Source organism: Streptomyces sp. NPDC050619 (assembly GCF_040654815.1).
Taxonomy (GTDB): Bacteria; Actinomycetota; Actinomycetes; order Streptomycetales; family Streptomycetaceae; genus Streptomyces.
This window is the reverse complement of record NZ_JBFAIR010000008.1, coordinates 1-19,453: the sequence shown is the minus strand read 5'-3', so window position 1 is coordinate 19,453 and position 19,453 is coordinate 1. Positions and strand designations below refer to the sequence as shown.

Below are 19,453 nucleotides of genomic sequence, written 5' to 3'. Positions count from 1 at the left end.
CTCCTCGTGGGTTTCTGTGATTTTCCCTTGGCAGACAAGCTGTGCACCGTCGGCGACGCGGTGGATTTCGCCTCGGACCCCGGCAAGGCCATCGGTGACTGGATGGCGAAGTCCGCCGGTGAACTGGCAGCCGCCGCAGCCGATTTGGCCGCCGAGGCCGTCAACACCACCACGAAGGTGGACCTGAACGCCGGATGGTTCGTCGACAACTACGAGATGTTGCTGCCACTGGGCCTGGTCCTGCTGGTCGCGACGTTCTGCGCGCAGTTGGTCCGGGCAGCCATCCGGCGCGACGGACAAGCACTGACACAGGCGTTCACCGGCACCATGAGCGGCGTCCTGTTCGCCTTCTGTGCCATCGCCTTCACCACAGTCGCCGTCGAAGTGGTCGACGCCGTCAGCGACGGCCTGTTCAAGACCGCGCACCTGGACATCGAGTCGGCCGTGCGCCGCATCGTGAAGGTCAACCAGATCGGCGGCCTGTCCGGCCTGGGCTGGCTCGTGCCAGTCGTCGCCGGCCTCGGCGCAGCCATCGGCGCCTTCCTCTACTGGTGCGTGATGATGGTCCGCAAGGTCGGCATCCTCGTCATGGTCACCCTGGCGATCTTCGCCAGCGCCGGCGGCGGCTGGGAGGTCGCCCGGCGCTGGCGCAAGGGCTGGATCGAAGCCACCGCCACCCTCGTGGTCTCCAAGCTGCTGATGACCGTGATCTTCGTGCTCGGGATCGCCGCCATGGGCAAAACCGAGGCCAAGGACGGCATCGCCGCTCTGGCCGACGTCATGTCCGGCATCGTGATCATGGTCTTGGTGTTGCTCTGCCCGTACGCCGTCTTCAAGTTCGTCCACTGGGCAGCCGACGGCACCGACGGCGAGTCCGTCCACCGCGCCGGCGGCGCCGGAGCGCAGATCGCCAAGGCGCATGCCGAAAAGGCCGCCCGCAAGGCCGCCGCAGCTGCAGCTACCGCCGGAACCGGTGGCGCTGCCGCCGGAGCAGGCGCCGCGCCGCAAGGCCCCGACGCCAGCGGGGGCGGCTTCCCCGGCGACGTCGCCGCCAACCCGACCGGCGGAGGCGCAGAGGGCAACGAAGGTTCACAAAGCGGCGGAACGGGCGTCTCGCCCGGTGCCGATGCCGTCAAGTCCGGTCTGGAGAAGGCCGTCCAGCCCGCGCCGACGAGCGTGTCCGACGACACCAGCAGCCAGGTGGGCGGCAGCCCGGAGCCAGACGGATCTGGCGCGCATGCCGCGTCCGGCCAGGGCGGCGGATGGCAGTCCGCTCCGCCGACCACGACTCCGCCGCCGCAAGGCGCACCCCCGTCCTCCGGCTCACACAACGCCACGTCGAGCGGGTCGGCCTCACCGCCGCCGCCTCCGACCGGCCTCTGATCCCCTGCCCGCCTACCGGGGGCGGGACGTGCACTGCACCTCCCGCCCCCGGGTTCCACCCGCGCCTCCAGGACCCGCCCCTTGACTGATCTCTCCGTCGCCCCGGTCACGGTGAAGTTCCCGCACCGGTCCCACCGTGGCATCCTCCTCGGCCTCTCCCTGCCCCAACTCATTCTCGTTTCCTGCACGTTGGCGGTGCTGCTGATGACGGTGGTCTCCACCGGACTGCTCGGCGCCGTCGCCCTGACCCCGCTGTGGGCAGCTTCCGGTGCCCTCGTCGCGATCCGCCGGCACGGCCGCTCCCTCATCGACTGGGCACCGATCGTCACCCGCTACGCACACCGCCGCCTCACCGGCCAGACCCTCTGGCTCGCCCGGCCCGTCACCCGGCCCCGGCAGGACGGCGTCCTCCACCTGCCCGGCACCACCGCCTCCCTCAAGGTGGTCACCCCCGGCGACTCCGCCAACGGCGCCGCGGCCGTCCACGACCCGCACCAGCAGACCCTGACCGCCATCGCCCGCGTCAGCAGCCGCGCCTTCGCCCTCCTCGACCCCGCCACCCAGAACCACCACGTGAGCAGCTGGGGACGCGCGCTCGCAGGCATCGCCCGCACCGGTCATATCGCCACCGTGCAGGTGCTGGAGCGCACCGTCCCCGACAGCGGCGACACCCTCACCCGCCACTGGACCCACAACGGGCAGCCCCAGACCCCCGTCGCCGGACAGATCTACTCCGAACTGGTCTCCTCGGCCGGCCCCGCCGCAGCCCCGCACGAGACCTACCTCGCCATCTCCCTCAACCTCAAAGCCGCCCGGCGCCTGATCAGCCAGGCCGGCGGAGGCTTGCCCGGAGCGTTCACCGTCATGCAGCAGACCACCGCCTCCATCGCCCAGGCCGCCCGCAACGCCGGACTGATGGTCACCGGGTGGCTGACCTCGCGGGAGATCGCCGCAGTCATCCGCACCGCCTACGATCCGGGGGCCCTCGCGGCCCTCCAGCAGTGGTCCGAGACCGGCCGCGCCGAGGCCGACCCCGCAGCCGCCGGGCCCGTCGTCCAGTTCGAGGAGTACGACCGCCTCGCCACCGACAGCGCACGGCACGCGACGTATTGGGTGGAGAACTGGCCGCGCACAGAAATGGGAGCCGGGTTCCTGCACGGGATCATGTTCACGGCCGGAGTGCGGCGCAGCCTCTCCCTTATATACGTGCCGCAGGCGCTCGAGTCCGCACTGCGGGACGTCCAGAGGAAGAAGGCGGCGATCATCGCCGACGCCAACGAACGGGCCCGCCGGGGGCAGGTCGACAGCGAGGAAGACTCCGTCGAGTACGCCGACGTCAAGCAGCGTGAGCGCCAGCTCATCGCCGGGCACGCGGACGTGGCCCTGACCGGCCTGGTCACCGTCACCGCCGAGACCGACGCCCTCCTGGACGCCGCCTGCGCGCAGATCGAGACCCACGCCGTCACCTCGGGCGTCGACCTCCGCAGGCTCAACTACCAGCAGCCGGACGCCTTCACCCTCACCGCGCTCCCGCTCGCCCGGACCGCCCCGTGAGCCGGCCCCGCCGGCCAGCACCCCGGCCCGCTGCTCTTCGCTCACCCGCGGCGGACCACCCGTCGCCGCCCCTGCCTCCCGGCAGGAAGGACCACCACCTTTGACCTCTCGCACACCTCCCAACGACGCGCACCCCTACCTCCGCGCCGCGAGCGCCGGAGTCCGCCACCACACCCGGGCCCTTGCCTCGTCGGACGCGACCCCGCCCCGGCCGGCGGACCGCCTGCACCTTGACGTGCTCCACGCCCACCTCACCGCCCTGCACCAACTCCTGGACCGCCTCGCCGAAACCACCCGTCCGCCCCACCCCGCCGCCGGCCGCCACCTCGCCACCGCGCACACCCGCCTCTGGCAAGCCACCAGCGAGGTCCACTCCGCCTTCCACCTGCTGCCCAACAACACAGCAGCACAAGCCGAGTCGAGCGCATGCCATCCAGAGCGGCTGCCCGAGGGACCGCCCGTGCTCACGATCTGCCAGCGCCACCTCGCCGCCGGACACATCATCCGCCGCAAGACCACCCCCACCGACCTCCGCCCGCACACCACGGCCTGTGTGCGATGAGCACCACCCGCAGAAACGAGGGCCACCGATGAGCCACCGGCCCGCCCGTCGCGCACGCCGCGCGTCCGCCAGCCCGCTCTTCACCCCCCACGGCACCGACCGCGCCAGCCGCAAGGCCGCCCGACGCCAGCTCGCCGAGGCCACCGCCAGGGCCCACGCGGAAGCCAGCGCCCACCAGGCCGAGAGCACATCCGCCGAGCACGAGATGCCCGCCGCGCTCTACCCACCGAGCGGACGTCCCGGACCCGCCTCCGCGCGTCATAACCGGCTGAAGCTGCCCGCCCACCGCATGACGACGGCCGTGGCCGCCGGCGCATACCCCTTCCTGGCCGAAGGCGGCCTCGGCGCCGAGGGCATCTACATCGGGCGCGACGTCCACGCGGAAGCGTCCTTTGTCTTCGATCCGTTCGCGCTGTACGGCAAGGTCGAGGGATTCACCAACCCGAACCTCTTGCTCGCCGGGGTGATCGGCCAGGGCAAGAGCGCGCTCGCCAAGAGCTTCGCCCTGCGTTCGGTGGCCTTCGGATACCGCGTCTACGTCCCGTGTGACCCGAAGGGCGAGTGGACGCCGGTGGCACAAGCCCTCGGCGGCCGGTCCGTCGCTCTCGGCCCCGGACTGCCCGGCCGGCTGAACCCTCTGGACGCGGCCCCGCGCCCTGAGAGCGTCTCCGAGGCCGACTGGGTCGGCGAGATCCGCAAACGACGCCTGCTCCTGCTCGGTTCCCTGGCCCGGACCGTCCTGGGCCGGGACCTGATGCCCATGGAGCACACCGCCCTGGACGTCGCCCTGGACGCCGTCGTCACCCGCGCCGTCGACACCGGCCGCACCCCGCTCCTCGGCGACGTCGCCGCCACCCTCAACAATCCGAGTGCGCTCAACGAGGCCGCCGGGATGATGTCGGGCCAACTCGGCGACGCCGCCCGCGACCTGGCCCACGCGATGCGCCGTCTCGTCCACGGTGACTTGGCTGGCATGTTCGACGCCCCCTCCACCGTCGCCTTCGACCCGAACGCGCCGATGCTCACCATCGACTTGTCCCGGCTGGGCGGCTCCGGCGACGACACCGCCCTCGTTCTGGCGATGACCTGCGCGAGTGCCTGGATGGAGTCCGCCCTCTCCGATCCGTCCGGCGGCCGGCGCTGGATCGTGTACGACGAGGCGTGGCGATTGATGAGGCACGTCGGTCTGCTGCAGCGCATGCAGGCCCAGTGGAAGCTGAGCCGCGGCCTCGGCATCGCGAACCTCATGGTGATCCACCGGCTCAGCGACTTGCTCACCGCCGGCGACGCCGGATCGCAGGGCCGGGCTCTGGCCGAAGGACTCCTCGCGGACTGCTCCACCCGCATCATTTACCGCCAGGAGACCGACCAACTCCATGCCGCAGCCTCGCTGCTCGGCCTGACGTCCGTCGAAATGGACGCCATCGCCCACCTCAACCGAGGGCGTGGCCTGTGGAAAGTCGCCGGACGATCTTTCATCGTGCAGCACCTCCTGCACGCGCACGAACTGGTGCTCTTCGACACCGACGCCCGCATGCACTGAAAGGCAAGAGGCTCATGAATTTTGATGCCCAGCGCGAACTGATACCTCGCGACGCCACCCTCCACCTTATCGGCGCGCTCGACGACATGAAGGCCAGACTCCTCGACGCCTTCGAGCAGTGGCAGCTGCTGGACGAGACCGGTCATGTGCCGGCCACGCCGTCCTACGCCGATCTGCTCCAGCATGCCGCCGACGCGCAGGTCCTCTCCCGCGACGTCGTCCGCATGACTGCCGAATTCGCCCGGACCGCCCACAGCACGAACCGCGCCGGCAGCGCCGTACTCGCCCACCTCGCGGCGGCGGCCACCCTGTCGAGCCACGCAGCCCCGTACTTCGCCGAGACAGCGGAGAGGGCCCTTTCCCTGCCCCGGTCCTCCAGCCCGACCGACCGGCACCACCGGGATAACCGCATGGTCATCGACCACGCCACGGCGCGCGCCTATCTGCGGCGCACGTCGGAATCGCTCCGCGACGCGGTCAAGGAACTCGACGCCCACCTCGACTTCCACCGCTTCTTCCCCACGCCTTCCCGGCGGGAGAGCCCGGCGCCTGCGCCGCCCAGCCCGGGCGCACGCCACCGCTAGCCCGCACCGAAGCATCCGCGCCCGCCTCACCCTCTCAAGGAGTCCCCTGAACCGCCCCGCCCACTTCAGCGACGCCGACTGGGCCGAGTACCAGCAGTGCCAGGCCGAGCACGACGACCTCATGGCGCAGGTCGCCGAGCGCGAAGCCCAGTTGGAACACGGCTTGATCAACGCCTACGACGAGTACGAATTCGACTTCACCCCTCTTTCGGAGCCAAATCCCAGTCCCACGCGCCGGACCCCGCCGCTGCGCCACGCACCCTCGCGCGGGAGAAGCCGTGGTCGCTGAGGAAAAGAGCACCCCGGCCGCCTCCCACGCCGACGCCCGCCGCACGTCCGTCGACGCGTCTGCGTTCGCGCCGCTCCCCGACCACTGCAACGTGGACACCGCCTGGTGGCAGGAGCTGTGGCGCAGCCACGCGCACATCACGACGCCGCTGCGGCAGCGCGGGCTGGAGTGTGACATCGAGTTCGGCCTCAGCGCGTACATCGTGCGCGTATCACTCCCCGACGACAGTTACCTGATCATCGGCCCGCCGCAGGAGCCCTCCTGCGACCGTCCGCCAGGGGACCCGCAGGGGTGGATCGTGACCCGCCAGCATCCCGACGAACAGGCCCTGTTCGAAGTGATCTACGACTCGGCCCCCTACTCCGACCCCGGTGCTCCTGAGCGGCCCGAAGCTCGCCACGGCGGCAACGCCACGCACCTGATCGAGGCGATCGACCAGCGGCTCATCCAACTCGGGCTGCTGCCCGCTGTCTTCTCGTCCACCGCAAGCGCGCTCATGTCCGCAGCCACGCCGACGCTCCGCGCGCCCAAGACCCCGGACATCTCCGAGACCGCGGACCGCACCTCCGCCTACGGCGACGCACTCCTCGCTCTCACCGGCCGGCTCAACGCAACCGAGTCGCATGCGGACGCCGCCGCCCTGCTGCACCAGGTCCTTAACCCCACCAGCGGCCTGCTGGAGCGGCTCGGCGAGTTCTTCGAAGCAGCCGGGGAGAAAGCCAAGGAAGCCGAACAGGACGACGGATTCGACCTCCACTACGACCTTGAGGACGCCGCGGCCACCGTGCGCAGTCTCGGTGAGGACCTGCACACCGCTGTCGACCGCATGCGTGCCCTGGCCCCCGCGCGCCAGACCACCAGCACTGCCCTCCCTTCGGGCCCAAGCCCGGGACTGCCGACGGCGAAGATCCGCCCTCCGGGTCGCACCCGGTGAACCAGGCCCGCCCCACGCTCACCGCGCAGTCGTCTGCCTCGAAGACCTGGAACGTGTCGCCTTCCCGGGATGGTGAGGTCCACGAGCCGCGGGCCCGACGTCGTGACGTCCCGCCTGGCCGGGGGGCCCGGATGACGGTCCGCGTCGCCGCCGGGGAGGTGCACGCTGCGCTACCTCGGCACTCCCTCGGGGCCTGAGATACGGGCCGCGATGAGCGCCGGACGCATCGGCTGCATGACCACCCCCGCGCAAGGCAGCCGGATCCCCGAGGGCGCGCTGTATGCCTGTGACAACTCCAAGTTCGGCAGCGACGGCAAGGGCCGCTACTGGCCCGGCGCCCAAGCGTGGTTCGCCTGGCTGTACCGGACCGTTGAACGGTACGGGCCGGATCGCTGCCTGTGGGCACTCGCCCCGGACCAGCCGTTCGACGCCGCCAGCACCCTCACCGAGTCCCTGCCGTGGCTGGCCCGCATCCGCGAACTGGGCATCCCCGCGGCCTACGCGGCCCAGGACGGCTGCGATGCACCCGGGCTGCTGCCCTGGGACCACTTCGACGTCCTGTTCCTGGCCGGATCGACCGCGTGGAAACTCGGCCCCGTCGCCGAACGGCTGGCCCGCGAGGCGAAAGCCCGCGGCAAAGGCGTGCACATGGGCCGCGTCAACTCCCGGACCCGCCTGGGGATAGCCGAGTGGTTCGGCTGCGACAGCGCCGACGGCACCTACCTCGCGTACGGGCCCGACAAGAACCTGCCCAAGCTCCTCAACTGGCTCGACGAACTCGACGGCCACCCCTCCCTCATCGGCGCCACACAACCCTTCTCCGTCCCCGACACACCGTCGACGGCTCCGCCCCCGCAAGCAGACCTCCGACGACGCGTACTGCCAGGTCACGAGGCTGCCATGAGATCGAAGAAACACCCACCCACGGCGACAGGCGATGCAGCCCCCGCACTCCCGACATCACGAGGTCCACGAGCCGGAACCCGCTGAACAGTGGACGCCGCACCGGTTGCAGCAGCAGTCCCTCGAACTGCGCAGCTCCTCCGAGTTCCTCGGACTGCTCGACAACTCCGGCCACGTCCCCGCCGCTGCCCGTGCGCACGTCGCGGACACGGACTCAACCACCCGCCGCAGCACCTCAGGAACCCATGCCCACGCCCCACACAACCTTCCTGTCCGCCTTCGCCGACGCACTCGCCGAGCGCCTGCCCGGCACCTGGACGAGCGAGTACCACCGCCACGCCGCTTACAGGAACCAGTTCCCCACCGTCGAAAGGCCCTGGGACACCGGCCACGTCGACTACATCGTCAGCCAGTACGTCCTCGGCCATGACGCCGTCCTGAACGGCCCCCACGGGCAGCAGCTCTACGTCACCGACCGGCCCCTGCACCGCCACCAGTTCGTGGTGGCCCCGCTGGAGCCCACGGGCTTCCAACCTCACCAAATCTCCCCCGTGCGTGAGCCGAACGGCATCGCCGTCCCCAACGATCCGGTCCGAGCCGGCGCCGCTGTCGCACGCCGCCTCCTGCCGCGGTACCAGCAGGCACTGGCCGCCGTGCGGGACAACGCCAGCCACCTGCCCAACGCCGTACCGCACCCCGCGCGGTCACCGAAACGGTCATGTTCACCGGGCACTGGGACGGAACCTTCGCCACCCCGTACGACGGTTTGCCCGCCGAGGTCCGCACGCTCTTGTACGGCTACGGTTTCCAGTACCGCCCCCGCGGCAGCGTCCTCCTCCTGCCCGCCGTCCTTGCCCGAGTTGATGAGGGACTCTCACGGATCCAGGCCGTCGCACGCCGGCTCGCCGATCACGGCTTCGGCATGAACGTCCGCCCCGTCCAGCACGTCCGGCCAACGCCACACCCCACCGCCCACGACGACGCCGCCGACATACCGCCGCCGACCGCGCGCACCGCGCCCACCGATCCGGCGGGCCACTACCTACACGGCCGCCACGTCCTCGACCTGACCGACCGGCTCAACGCCGCCGCATCGTACGAAGAAGCCGCCCAACTCGCCGACCAGGTCCTGGAACCGACCGACGGGCTCCTCGAACGCCTCGCCGAGTTCTTCGAGGCAGCAGCCGAGAAGGCCAAAGAGTCCGAACGCGACGACGGGTTCGGCCTGTCCGACGACTTCCAGGAAGCCGCGTCCACGGTGCGCGCCATCGGCGAGGACCTGCACGTCGCCGTCGAACGCATGCAGGCCCTCGCCGTCCCCCGGCGTCAAAGCTGGCAGGAAGCCCTGTCGGGCCACCATGCCACCGCCCGCCGCACGCCCGGCCGTCCGACGCCGGCGCCCCCGTCCGCCGGACGGTCCCTGGCCGCACCCGCTGACAGCACATCAGGAGAAAATGCCCCAGCGTACCGACCTGTCCGCCTTCGCCTCCGCCGTCGCCCAGCACCTGCCCGGCACCTGGCGCAGCGACGACCAGACCTATCCCACCTTCGAGGACCAGTACCCGGCCGCCGACCGGCTCTGGGACTGCGGCCCCGCCCGCTCGGCGCTGCTGGACTACGACCTCGAACGCGGTGCGGTGCTGACCGGCCCCGACGACGCGCAGCTTTCCATCACCGCCCGGCCGCGCAACCCGCGCCGGTTCCTGGTGGCTGCGCTCAAGCCCCAAGGCGTCAAGCAGCACAACTTCAGCGTGGTGGCAGACCCGATGGGCATCAGCGTCACCGATGATCCGGCCCGCGCCGCCTCCGCCATCGCGCGCCGCTTGCTGCCCCGCTATCTCCACGCCCTGGACGCCGTACGCCACGACGCCTGCACCCGGCCCGAGCCTCCGCACCGGCTCGCCGCGCCGGAGGTCGACCAGAGCGTCACCCTGGTCTGGTACCCCGACGGCGTGGTGGGCGCCCCGTACGACTCGGTGCCCAAGGACGCCCGCATGGTGCTGTTCACCTGCCACTTCTCCTACAGCATTGATCAGTACGCGTTCGTGCTGCCCGCCTCCCACACCGACGTCCGGCGTGCCCTGCTGATCCAGACCGCCGTCCGGCTGCTCACCGCCCAGGGCATCGGCGTCAACTTCCGCCACGCCGCACCAGCCGTACCCACCCCGCCGGCCCTCTCCCTCCCGCTCGGGCCCGGCCTGCCGCCAGCCCCCGCGAACCCGTCGTCCCCCATACGGCGCTAGCCCTGCCGCTTCTGCCATCCTGGAGTTGTCGCTGTCCGACATTGACCAGCGGATGCTGCTGCACACCGTCGCCGACCGGCTCAACACCGTGGCCGACCATCTCCCGCTGCCCGACCAGATCGGCCCGGATCCCGGGCTGAGCGAGATCCTCGACGACGAGACCCGTCACCTGGCCCGCCTGCTGGGCTACCTGGCCGGAGAACACGCCCTCCGCCACCGGGCCGCCACCCGCTATCCCACCCAGGTCACGGCCACTGGCCGCCGCACATCCCTCGCGCTCGCCTCCGCCGCCGAGCCAGCCGGTGCCGCGCTCGCCGCCCTCGGCTCGGCCGTCCACCACCTCGGCCACCTCGCCGACCTCACCCACCAGCCCCCCAGTCCCGCCCGCGCCCGGGCGACCGCCACCGCGCACCAGGGGCTCGTGGACTCCATGGGCGAGGTCCGTACGCATCTCGCCCGGGCCGCGAAGCAACTGCGTGCCGCCGCCGACACCCGGTCGACACCGGCCGCGACCACCACACCGCCCCGGCCCGCGGCTTCCGTTGACGCCTCCCGCACCCGCTGACCCACCCACTCCCCTCTTCCTTTCCGGAGCACCTCATTCCCCTGCACACGTCCGCCCGCCGCAACGCCCTATGGCTCACCGCCGCCGTCGCTGTCACGCTCACCGCGACCGCCTGCACGTCCTCCGGCAGCGCCGACGCCGGCCACGCCACGGCCAAGGCCACGCGCACCGCCTCTCCCGCGCCGACCGCTGTCCCGGCGCTGACGAAGACCGAGGCCCTCGCCCAGATCGCCCGCTACTCCAAGATCAACAACGAGGCCAACGCGCACTCCAGCCGCAGCATCCTCGACACCGTCGAGGACGGCCCGCTGTACGCGCAGTCGGTCGCGGACTACAAGGAGAACGAGGGCCTGCCCAAGGCCGACCGCAAGACGTACAAGCCGTGGTCGTACGACCTGGACGCCACCGACGTCTACATCCCCGGTGTCACCGCCGGCCAGCAGAAGTGGTTCGCCGCCGTCAGCCGCAGCGGCAAGAAGAAGCAGTTCACCCGCGTGCTGGTCATGGCCGAGCAGGCGAAGACGAAGCGGTGGGAGATGGTCGCCACCGTCGACCTCAACGACCCCAAGAAGCTGCCGAACTTCGCCCTGGACGCCCAGGGCTACGCCACCGCCGTGGACGCCAGCTCTACCAAGAACGTGGCCGCCCCCGTCGACGTGCTGCGCACCGCCGTCGGCGACAACTTCGCCACCGGCGGCGACATCAGCGGCAAGAAGGTCTTCGCCTCCTCCAAGGCGTCCGCCCGCCAGATCAAGGTCCACGACGAGACCGGCACCAAGTTCGGCACCCGCGGCACCACCCGCTTCTCCCTGGCCGTCACGGAGTACCCCGACAGCTACGCGCTGAAAACTACCGACGGCCAGGCCCTCGTCGTCTTCTCCCACACGCACACCCAGCGCGACGCGGTCGCCCCGGGGCTGGAGATCATCCCCGGCAAAGACGACCGTGCCTGGCTCGGCACCACCAACTCCCCCTACTTCACCTACACGTTCACCTGCTCCGACGCCGCCACCGTCCCGACCACGCCGGGCAAGTCGACACTGATCGGCTCCACCTGCCGGCGCACCGACGCCCATGCATGAGCGCCCCGCCGTGACCGACCGCCCCGACGCCTCACCGGTTGAGGAATCGCCCTTGCACATAACGGAGTTCACCCGAGCGCTCGCCGACCGGCTGCCCGGCTGGCAGCCCGACGTGGCCACGGTGCCCATCGCCACCGACCCGGCCAGCGACCGGATCTGGGACAGCGGCCCCCTGCCGTACGCCGCGTTCGAAACGGACAACATCCAGCGCAGCGTGCTCACCCACCACTGGGGCCTGCAGCTGTACGTCATGCCCCGCCCCCACCGCCCCGGCGAGTACCTGGCGCTGCCGATGCTGCCCGCCAACACCAGCCACCAGCACGTGACGGGCCTCAAAGCCCCGCGCGGCATCGCCGTCCCCGCCGACCCCGTCCGCGCCGCTGCCCTGCTGCACCGGCGGCTGCTGACCGACTACCGCCTCTCCTCGCCCACCCCGATCCGGCGCAGCAGTCCCGGACACCTCCAGGTCCACGTCACCCTCGACGAGCGCCGCCGTCCGCGGATCCGCACCGGCTACCTCGGCGCCGTCATCGAACTGCTCGCCCGAGGCGGATTCCTGCTCGACCCGGCCACCGGCGAATGCCACCTCCCGGACTCCCTCACCGACAAGGCGGCCCGGCGCCAGCTGACCATCAGCGTGCACCGGCTACGACTCCAGGGCTTCCACATCACCATCCCCTCATCCGACGGCCCGCGCGCCTACCCGCCCCACGCCCCCGCCGCACCGCGCAGGGGGCAACGGCGATGAGCCTCACCGACGACGACTTCGTCCGCGACCACCTGAACACCTGGCGGCGCCGCATCGGGACGACCTCCGCGAGCCTGGTGCCGCCGCAGACCGGCAGCGCACAGGTCGCGCACCATCCCGCCGCCGCCGAAGTCGTGCATCGCCTCAGCGACGCCCTCGCCTCCTGCACCCCGGCCTTGGAGGAGTGGCGGCGCAGGTTGCGGGAGCTGCGGTTTCGGCCTCCCCCATCCCTGGAGCCGCCGGAGAAGTTGCGCACCCGGCTCGGGCGGCACGTGCTGCCAGCCCTCGGCGTCTGGCTCGCCGAAGCCGACGACTTCGCGCGCATCGCCTACGCCTCCCACCCCGGCAATCCCCCGTCCCCGGGCGCCGTGGCGCCCGCCCCCGCCGTCCGGCCCGCCCTGCCACCTCCCTCCCCGTCCACGCACCGCTGACCAGAAGAAGGGTCCCCTTTCCTGTCCGCCCCTTTCCGCTTCGCTGCCCACCCTGAGCACGGCTACGTCGCCGAAGTCGGCTCCCAGATCCCTGGCCACCTGGCCGACTGGTTGCTCACCCGCGAGCAGTTCCATCCGATCCCCGGTGCTTCGGGCCTGTACCGGCTCACCGCGCCCGAACGCGACGGACAGCGCCGCGCCCGCCAAGCCGTCCACGACCTGCGCCGTCTCGGCTACCGCGTACACGCCGACGCCGCCCTCGATCCTCCGGCTCCGCCCCAGCCACTCCGGGAGCATTGGATGGACGACCGGCGCAGCCGTCTCGCCCAAGCAGCCGCCCGTACGTCCCCTCAGAGCGGCCCGGCTCGCGCCGCCTCTGCGCCGTCCGTACGGCCGAACCCGCCCGCGCACCCGCCCGCTGTTCGCCTGCCCAGTGACGGACGGTCACGATGACACCCAACGCCCAGCCGATTCGTATCGTGCGCGAGCAGGGTGGCGAGGTCGAAGTCACCGGCCGAATCGACGCGTTCGCGTCCGACGTGCTGCGCCAAGCCGGCTTCCTCTTCGAACCCACCCTGCGCCGCGTATGGATCCGTCTCCCGTTCGACATGGGCCGCGCCTGGGAGAACGACCGCGCCACCTGGGCAGCCGAGATGCTCACCGCCGCCCGCTACCGCATCGACCTCGACCCTGACCTGCGCGCAGGCGCCCCGACACCAGCCTCACCCGCCGGCCTTGCACGCCCGCCGGCCATGACGGCTGCCGCTCCGCCCGAGCGTCCACCGCGCCGCCGTCCCTGACCGCCAGGAGCATCCCATCCCCGACACCCCCGCACCGGACACGGCCGATCTCGTCTCCCGGGCACGCGGCTTTAGGTTGCGCATGGCCGTCCTCGACCGCGAGATCCAGACCGCGCTCGACACCACCCGGGACCGGTACGGCCGCACCGTCCACCACCGCGCCGAGGCAGCGGCCCGCGCCCGCCGCAATCAGACGGCCCTCTCCCTCTACGCCGCTCAGCTCGTCCCGCACGCCGACCCGTTGCTGGACGCGGCCCGCAGCACCCTCGACACGCTGCCCCAGGCCCGGCACACCAGCGCCTGGCGCGACCTGCTCGACGCCCTCGTCACCTCCCACACCGAGATCACCGGCGCGCTGGAGTGCCCCGCTACTCAAGGGACGTCCGCCGAGCGGGAGCAGCACGCCGCTGTGTGGCCCCATCTCGTCTTCTGGGCAGAGCACGGCAGTCTCGCCGCCGATCTCGCCGAAGCCTCCCGCTTCCGCCAGCAGCCAGGCACCGGGCTCACCGCGGAGGAACGGCAGATGTGGACCGAGATGGCACAAGCCGCCCAGCAACGGCGGGAGTTGGACCTGATCGAGTCGTGGTACGCGGCCGACGGCCGCCTCATCACCCTCGCCTACCTCATCGACGACGACACCGACACCGTGATCGCCCTCGCCAGCGACCCGGACGCGCCGGGCTGGGAGGTGATCGGGCACTTCGACAACGAGTACACGGCCTCACTGGCGCTGCCGAGGCCCGTGCCGCCCGGCGTCCTGCGCGCGGACGCCGCCTCCCGGTTCAACCGACCGGAACCCGCACCCGAACAACCCCTCCAAGATCTCCTGCGGGACGTCATCGAGGCGCGGGGCGCCAGCGAGGTCTCCGAGGCCCTGCTCAGCGCCACGCAGATGGGCTACGCGGCCGGTCCTGTGGTCCGACTGGCACAACTCCTCGACACAGCCGCCGAGTTCTCCCACGCCCTGAACACCGTGCAGGGCCGGCAGATCGGTGCCCGCCTCGAAGCACTCGGCCGGCAGGTCGCCTTCCTGGCCCGCGAGGTCCACGACGCGGCCGAGGACCTCGGAGCCACCGTCGCCGTCCTTCCCCCACACCGCACCCCCAAGCCGCCGCGGATCCGGTCGCGACCCGCCCTGGACACCACACCCCCCGCCCCGCCGGCACGCACCGCGTCCCCCGCACGACGCCTGTGACCCCCGCCGCAGGCACGTCCGTGTCCGAGCACCCGGCTCCAACTTCCCTTCCCATCAACATGTTTAAGGAGTTTGACCGATGGCTGTACATACGCATTGGACAGTGGAGCACGCGTGCTCCCACCAGGTGGTTCATGACCTGTCCGGCCGTCCTGCCGACAAGCGGGCAGGGTTCGCCCGCTGGCTCGCAGCCAAGGACTGCCGACTGCTGGAAGGCGGCGCGCGACGCCGACACCAAGTCCAAGGAGGAGTGGCTCGCGGCCAAGCGCACCGCTGAGCAGGAGGCTGCCGTCGCGTGGGCGAAGCAGTTCGACATGCCGCAGTTGGAAGGCCCGGCCAAGGCCCTGGACTGGGGCGAGCGCTCCCGCCACCAACTGATGACGGCCGCGCACACCGCGCTCGTCGTAGAGGGGACCTGGGACCGGGCGGACTGGGCGGAGCTGGAGGAGAAGGCCCGCGCCGTCACCCGCGCCGGATGGTGGATCGACCAGCGCGACGCCGAAGGCACCGACCTGCTCGAACTCCTTGACGCTGCAGGCGAGAACGACCGCGGTACGGAGAACCCGTTCCGCTGACGGCGGGGGAACATAGCCGGGAAACGCCGGTTAGCCAAACCGGCGTTCCTCCGGACCATTGTTCCTCCCACCCCGCCACCGATTGCGTGGAAGGAACCGCATGTCCCAGCCCCCGCCCACTTCGGCCTTCGCGCCGACGCCTGACCCGCTCACCCCCGACCGGGACATCACGCACCAGCACTTCCAGGCCGGCGACACCGTCGTCGTCCTCAAGGGGGTCGCCGGCGGGGAACTGTGGGGCGACGCGATGCGCGTCGTCGCCCCGTCCTGGCACACCCCGACCGACGAGGACGGGTGGCGGCTGCGTGACGCAACCGGCGGAGCCCAGTCCTACGTCACCAGCCACCCCCGCTACCTCGTGCACCTCTCGCGCCGCTGCCCGGACTGCCTGATCCACCTGCGAGCCATGGAGGACGCGCTCCTGCCCCGGTACGCCGGCCGCAACGAGCTGATCGACTGCGGCTGGTACACCACCACCGCCCTCAACCAGTTGGTGCACATCGCCGACATCCGGGGCGGCCGGTGATTCCCCGCCTCCATGAGCGGACCCACACGCCGCACGACCCGCTCGCCGAGGCGCTGGGGCGGCCGGTCTCGCCGAACGAGGGCCTGACCAAGTACACGGTCGTCGCCCACTGGCCGGGCCTGGATTACTTCACCCTGGACGACGAGCAGAAGACCTGGACATCCGTCCAGTGGGCCGAGCACCTCGAAGACCCCTATCTGGAGCACCCGTTCGCAGCCAGCCCGGGCGACGACCGGCGGGCGATCCTCCACCTCGACATCCAGCTTCACCCGGACGACCGGGAGCTGACCGGCCCCGAGTGGGCCGAAACAGCCCACCGGCTCGCGCGGGCCGCCGGTATCGAGATTCCCGGCAAGGAGCACGGCTGCCGGTGGATTGCCGTTCAGGCGCAGCCCGGACGCCTCGATGTGATCGCCAGCCTGATCCACCTCGACGGCGCGTGGCACGCCCCGCCCGCAGACATCCTGTGGCGGCTCTCGGACGAGGCGCGCCGCATCGAGCAGGACCTCCACCTGATCCCCCTCCGCAGGCCCACGACGCGGCCCGCCGTCCGGCCGGCGCCCACGGCATCGGCCCAGCTCGCGAGCGTCCTCACGCAGCTCGCCGACGAGCAGGCCGGCCCACTGGCCACGGTCCGCGGACTCGTCGAGCACACCGCGCACCGGATCGCCCGCCAGCCCGGCGCCGCCGGCATCGACGCGGCGCACCGTCTGGAGCTGATCGCCCGCCGCCTCCACGCCATCCAGCAGGACCTGGACAGCACCGCCGCGCAGCTGGTCCAGCTGCGGGTCGCCGCCATACCGCCCATCGCCCGGCACACCGCCCACCGATCACCGTAGGAGAAACGTCTCTTTGCCCCTCGCCGACCGCTTCCTGGACATCCGCCGTGATCCGCACTCCGACGAACTCCTCGCCCGCGGCGGGGACTCCGAGGCGCACAGCGTCCTGCAGCGCGCGGGTTTCATCGGCGTTGTCCGCGTCCACGAGACCTACCACCGCGCCCCCACCGGCCTCACCGAGGACGACGAGTCCGCACTCGCCACCGACGCCGTCGCCCGCCTCCGGGCCGCCGGGTACCACGTCGACTGCGACGAGGGCTTCGACACCGACTCCCGTCCGGCCAGTTACCTGCCGCTGGGCTCCTCCGTAGCCCACATCGCCGAGCGCATACGCGAAGCCACCACCACGGAAGAGGCGGCCGACGCCCTGACCGAGCTGACCGCCGTCCACGACGGCATCCTCGCCGCGCTGGAGGAAGTCCTCACCGCCGCCGCCGAGTTCCACGACGGGCTCGGCCAGGCGGCCGACCCCTACATCGCCCGGCGGCTGCGCTATCTCGCCGACGAGCACCTCCACATCATCCGCACCGACCTCGCCGACACCCGCAACACCCTCGCCGACCGGCACGCACCGCACCCCGGCCGCAGCGCCTGCACCCAAGAGGTCCCCGCCACCGAACGCGAACGCTCCGCCGTGTGCGCCTGCCCGCCCCCGCCTCGCACGCTCCCGGCCCCGCCGCCACCGGTGGCCGCCGGACTGCGCCGCTGACCCCCACCTCGCCCAAGGACACCATGCACGACTACGACACCTCCGAGCGCCTCGCCTCGTACGCCGACGTCCTCGCCGGCGAACTCCCCGACACCTGGACCAGCACTCACCTTCCGCCGGACGCCAAGGACGACCTCACCGAACTGACCGACCGCATCTGGGACCTGGACCTGGTCGCCGCCTCCCTCGCCGAGCACCCGCTCCGGCAGGCAGCCGTCCTGAGCCGCCCCGACGGCGCCCAGCTCGTCCTTGTGGACCAGCACGACGAACGCGACGGCTTCCTCATCGCCGCCGTCGCCCCGCGCGCCCTGCCCGACGAGGCGTACCGCGCCGTCCCCGAGCCCAACGGCATCGCCCTGGTGGACGACCCGTTCCTGGGCGCCGAGCAGGTCGCTGGCGACTTGCTCGCCCGCTATGACAGCGCGCTCGCCCAGGTCCGGCACAACGCCCTGGGCGGCATCCAGCCCTCCCAGCCGGACCGGGTCGTCCTGACCTGGCAGCCGGACGGCAGCGTCGCCACCGCCCCCGTCGACGACCGTGCCGGCGCGATCCTCGTCGCCAACGGCTTTGTCCAGGACCCGCAGAGCGGCATCTACCGCCTCAGCGGCTGCGACACCGGGGCGCAGGCACGCGCCCTGCGCGAGATCGGCCCTCAGCTCGACGCCCTCGGCATCGGCACCGCCCTCCAGCACCCCGCAGGCCGGACCGCGCCCACCTCCGCCCCAGCCTCCATGCCGCCCTCCCCGGCAAGCGACCGTACGCCGACCGCCAGGGCTCGATGAAGCAGACGGAGCCCGAGTTCTGGGTGCTGGAGTACGTCACCATCACTAAGGACCCGCGTACCGGCCTGGTCGTCGCCATCGGCGGCACCGAGAAGGCGGCGGACATCCTCCAGCGAACCGGCGGCTTCCTCTCCGTCCCCGGACCCCGCGGGGACTACCACCGACTTCCGCACGGCCTGCCCGTCGAGCAGCAGCGGCTGAAGGCGACCACTGCCTCGCATGCCCTGCTCGCCGCCGGTCACAGCGTCCACCTCGACCCCGCTCTGAACGCGCTGGCCACGCCGGACAGCGAACATGACGCGGCCCTGCGCTACCTCGCCCAGCTCGCCGAGCGGGCCTCGGCCGCCAGGACCAGCAGTGCGGTGGCCGAGGTGCTGACCGAGATCGCCGCCCCGGTCAACGGGCTGCTGCCCCTCACCAGGGAAGTGGTCGTCCGGGGCTGGATCGCCGCCAGTGACCTCCAGCGGGCTGCCCCCGGCGAGGAACCCGAACCCCTCGCACGGCTCGGGGACACCGCCAGCTCCCTGAGCCAGGCCGCGCACGTGATCCTCCGCGCCCGCAACCACGCCGCCCGCGCTCCGCAACCGGCGGCCCCCACACCGCCGCCGAGCAACGCCCAGCCCCGGCCTCCCGCCGCCGCTGAACCCGGAGAGACACATATGGCCAACCTGGCCGACGAATACGGCACGGACGTCGAGATCTATATCAAGGCCCTGACGACCACCATCCACGCCGACACCCCCACTGGCGCCCCCGCCAAACTCCACGGCCTGCTGGAGCAGCTCGGCCTGGAACGCCACGAATACCCCACGGGCGCGCCGCTGTACATCTGGCACATCGTGCCCGAATACCTCGATGCCGACGAGCAGAAGCGTCTGGCGACCCGCGCCATCCCTGCCCTGCTCCTGGCCGGGTACGAGGTCAACTGCACGCCCGAAGTCTTCGACGAAGCCGCCTACCGGCAGGCCGTGCACGACGTCCGCACCCGTGGTGCCCGCCCCGCCGCGCATCATCCGGCACCGGCCGGCTCCCCCTCGCGCCCCGCTCCAGCCCGCCGCACCCCGTAAGACCGCCCGGGCGGCCCCGGCACTACGCCGGGGCCGCCCCCCCCCCCCCCCCATACCCCGAGAAAACAGGAGAAGCCCGCCCAACCCCCCCCAACACCCCCCCGCGCAAACCCCCCCGCCCCGCAGCGCTCTTACGCCC

General features: G+C 71.8%; 22 protein-coding genes and 1 pseudogene. 20 read left to right on the top strand and 3 right to left on the bottom strand.

Annotated features, from left to right (window positions below; all coding sequences use genetic code 11):
- Positions 1 to 6: 6 nt before the first annotated feature.
- From AB0I77_RS15235 to AB0I77_RS15215, 5 genes are all read left to right on the top strand, one after another.
- Positions 7 to 1,383: an ATP-binding protein gene (locus tag AB0I77_RS15235; protein WP_363283013.1), complete on the top strand. Its 1,377-nt coding sequence runs from the start codon at positions 7 to 9 to the stop codon at positions 1,381 to 1,383.
- An 81-nt stretch (positions 1,384 to 1,464) separates the two neighbouring features.
- The gene (locus AB0I77_RS15230) at positions 1,465 to 2,937 is read left to right on the top strand and encodes an SCO6880 family protein (protein ID WP_363283012.1); all 1,473 of its coding nucleotides are present in this window, start codon (positions 1,465 to 1,467) and stop codon (positions 2,935 to 2,937) included.
- Positions 2,938 to 3,037: 100 nt separating this feature from the next.
- Positions 3,038 to 3,499 carry a DUF6238 family protein gene (locus tag AB0I77_RS15225; RefSeq protein ID WP_363283011.1) on the top strand — a complete coding sequence of 154 codons (462 nt, stop codon included), beginning with the start codon at positions 3,038 to 3,040 and terminating at the stop codon, positions 3,497 to 3,499.
- Between the two features lie 28 nt (positions 3,500 to 3,527).
- On the top strand, positions 3,528 to 5,042 hold the full coding sequence (locus AB0I77_RS15220; RefSeq protein ID WP_363283010.1) for an ATP-binding protein: 1,515 nt from the start codon (positions 3,528 to 3,530) through the stop codon (positions 5,040 to 5,042).
- Between the two features lie 14 nt (positions 5,043 to 5,056).
- Positions 5,057 to 5,626, top strand: a complete 570-nt coding sequence (locus tag AB0I77_RS15215) for a hypothetical protein (RefSeq protein ID WP_363283009.1) — start codon at positions 5,057 to 5,059, stop codon at positions 5,624 to 5,626.
- Positions 5,627 to 5,660: 34 nt separating this feature from the next.
- Here the strand turns inward: AB0I77_RS15215 and AB0I77_RS15210 are convergent, their stop codons facing one another.
- Positions 5,661 to 5,786: a hypothetical protein gene (locus tag AB0I77_RS15210; protein WP_319164628.1), complete on the bottom strand. Its 126-nt coding sequence runs from the start codon at positions 5,784 to 5,786 to the stop codon at positions 5,661 to 5,663.
- Positions 5,787 to 5,904: 118 nt separating this feature from the next.
- Between AB0I77_RS15210 and AB0I77_RS15205 the strand changes: the two genes are divergently transcribed.
- The 3 genes from AB0I77_RS15205 (at position 5,905) to AB0I77_RS15195 (ending at position 8,678) form a co-directional block, all read left to right on the top strand.
- The gene (locus AB0I77_RS15205) at positions 5,905 to 6,849 is read left to right on the top strand and encodes a hypothetical protein (protein ID WP_363283008.1); all 945 of its coding nucleotides are present in this window, start codon (positions 5,905 to 5,907) and stop codon (positions 6,847 to 6,849) included.
- Between the two features lie 210 nt (positions 6,850 to 7,059).
- The gene (locus tag AB0I77_RS15200) at positions 7,060 to 7,839 is read left to right on the top strand and encodes a hypothetical protein (RefSeq protein WP_363283007.1); all 780 of its coding nucleotides are present in this window, start codon (positions 7,060 to 7,062) and stop codon (positions 7,837 to 7,839) included.
- Positions 7,840 to 7,997: 158 nt separating this feature from the next.
- Complete coding sequence (locus AB0I77_RS15195; protein ID WP_363283006.1) at positions 7,998 to 8,678, top strand: hypothetical protein; 681 nt, start codon at positions 7,998 to 8,000, stop codon at positions 8,676 to 8,678.
- Between the two features lie 116 nt (positions 8,679 to 8,794).
- On the opposite strand, the gene AB0I77_RS15190 is transcribed toward AB0I77_RS15195, so the two are convergent.
- A complete protein-coding gene (locus AB0I77_RS15190) occupies positions 8,795 to 9,112 on the bottom strand; it encodes a hypothetical protein (RefSeq protein ID WP_363283005.1) in 318 nt (105 codons plus the stop codon).
- 94 nt (positions 9,113 to 9,206) lie between these two features.
- Here AB0I77_RS15190 and AB0I77_RS15185 point away from each other — a divergent pair, with 94 nt between their 5' ends.
- Positions 9,207 to 9,995 (top strand): hypothetical protein, encoded by a 789-nt coding sequence (locus AB0I77_RS15185; RefSeq protein WP_363283004.1) that lies wholly within the window; start codon positions 9,207 to 9,209, stop codon positions 9,993 to 9,995.
- Positions 9,996 to 10,226: 231 nt separating this feature from the next.
- Here the strand turns inward: AB0I77_RS15185 and AB0I77_RS15180 are convergent, their stop codons facing one another.
- Positions 10,227 to 10,511 carry a hypothetical protein gene (locus tag AB0I77_RS15180; RefSeq protein WP_363283253.1) on the bottom strand — a complete coding sequence of 95 codons (285 nt, stop codon included), beginning with the start codon at positions 10,509 to 10,511 and terminating at the stop codon, positions 10,227 to 10,229.
- Between the two features lie 543 nt (positions 10,512 to 11,054).
- Between AB0I77_RS15180 and AB0I77_RS15175 the strand changes: the two genes are divergently transcribed.
- The 11 genes and pseudogenes from AB0I77_RS15175 to AB0I77_RS15125 all read left to right on the top strand — a co-directional run bounded on the left by AB0I77_RS15175 (position 11,055) and on the right by AB0I77_RS15125 (position 19,314).
- On the top strand, positions 11,055 to 11,642 hold the full coding sequence (locus AB0I77_RS15175; protein WP_363283003.1) for a hypothetical protein: 588 nt from the start codon (positions 11,055 to 11,057) through the stop codon (positions 11,640 to 11,642).
- A gap of 52 nt (positions 11,643 to 11,694) precedes the next feature.
- Positions 11,695 to 12,390, top strand: a complete 696-nt coding sequence (locus AB0I77_RS15170; RefSeq protein WP_363283002.1) for a hypothetical protein — start codon at positions 11,695 to 11,697, stop codon at positions 12,388 to 12,390.
- Entirely contained in the window at positions 12,387 to 12,821 is a 435-nt protein-coding gene (locus AB0I77_RS15165; RefSeq protein ID WP_363283001.1) for a hypothetical protein, read from the top strand. Before AB0I77_RS15170 ends, AB0I77_RS15165 begins: the two co-directional genes overlap by 4 nt.
- Positions 12,822 to 13,270: 449 nt before the next feature.
- Positions 13,271 to 13,621 (top strand): hypothetical protein, encoded by a 351-nt coding sequence (locus tag AB0I77_RS15160; RefSeq protein ID WP_363283000.1) that lies wholly within the window; start codon positions 13,271 to 13,273, stop codon positions 13,619 to 13,621.
- 82 nt (positions 13,622 to 13,703) lie between these two features.
- On the top strand, positions 13,704 to 14,816 hold the full coding sequence (locus AB0I77_RS15155; RefSeq protein ID WP_363282999.1) for a hypothetical protein: 1,113 nt from the start codon (positions 13,704 to 13,706) through the stop codon (positions 14,814 to 14,816).
- Positions 14,817 to 14,895: 79 nt separating this feature from the next.
- Positions 14,896 to 15,391: pseudogene (locus tag AB0I77_RS15150) on the top strand (hypothetical protein).
- Positions 15,392 to 15,491: 100 nt separating this feature from the next.
- Positions 15,492 to 15,917, top strand: coding sequence for a hypothetical protein (locus AB0I77_RS15145; RefSeq protein WP_363282998.1), 426 nt, complete (start codon positions 15,492 to 15,494; stop codon positions 15,915 to 15,917).
- The gene (locus AB0I77_RS15140) at positions 15,914 to 16,756 is read left to right on the top strand and encodes a relaxase/mobilization nuclease (protein WP_363282997.1); all 843 of its coding nucleotides are present in this window, start codon (positions 15,914 to 15,916) and stop codon (positions 16,754 to 16,756) included. Before AB0I77_RS15145 ends, AB0I77_RS15140 begins: the two co-directional genes overlap by 4 nt.
- Positions 16,757 to 16,769: 13 nt before the next feature.
- A complete protein-coding gene (locus tag AB0I77_RS15135; RefSeq protein ID WP_363282996.1) occupies positions 16,770 to 17,465 on the top strand; it encodes a hypothetical protein in 696 nt (231 codons plus the stop codon).
- A 23-nt stretch (positions 17,466 to 17,488) separates the two neighbouring features.
- Entirely contained in the window at positions 17,489 to 18,247 is a 759-nt protein-coding gene (locus AB0I77_RS15130) for a hypothetical protein (RefSeq protein ID WP_363283252.1), read from the top strand.
- Positions 18,244 to 19,314 carry a hypothetical protein gene (locus tag AB0I77_RS15125; protein WP_363282995.1) on the top strand — a complete coding sequence of 357 codons (1,071 nt, stop codon included), beginning with the start codon at positions 18,244 to 18,246 and terminating at the stop codon, positions 19,312 to 19,314. The genes AB0I77_RS15130 and AB0I77_RS15125 overlap by 4 nt, the downstream gene beginning before the upstream one ends.
- Positions 19,315 to 19,453 lie beyond the last annotated feature (139 nt).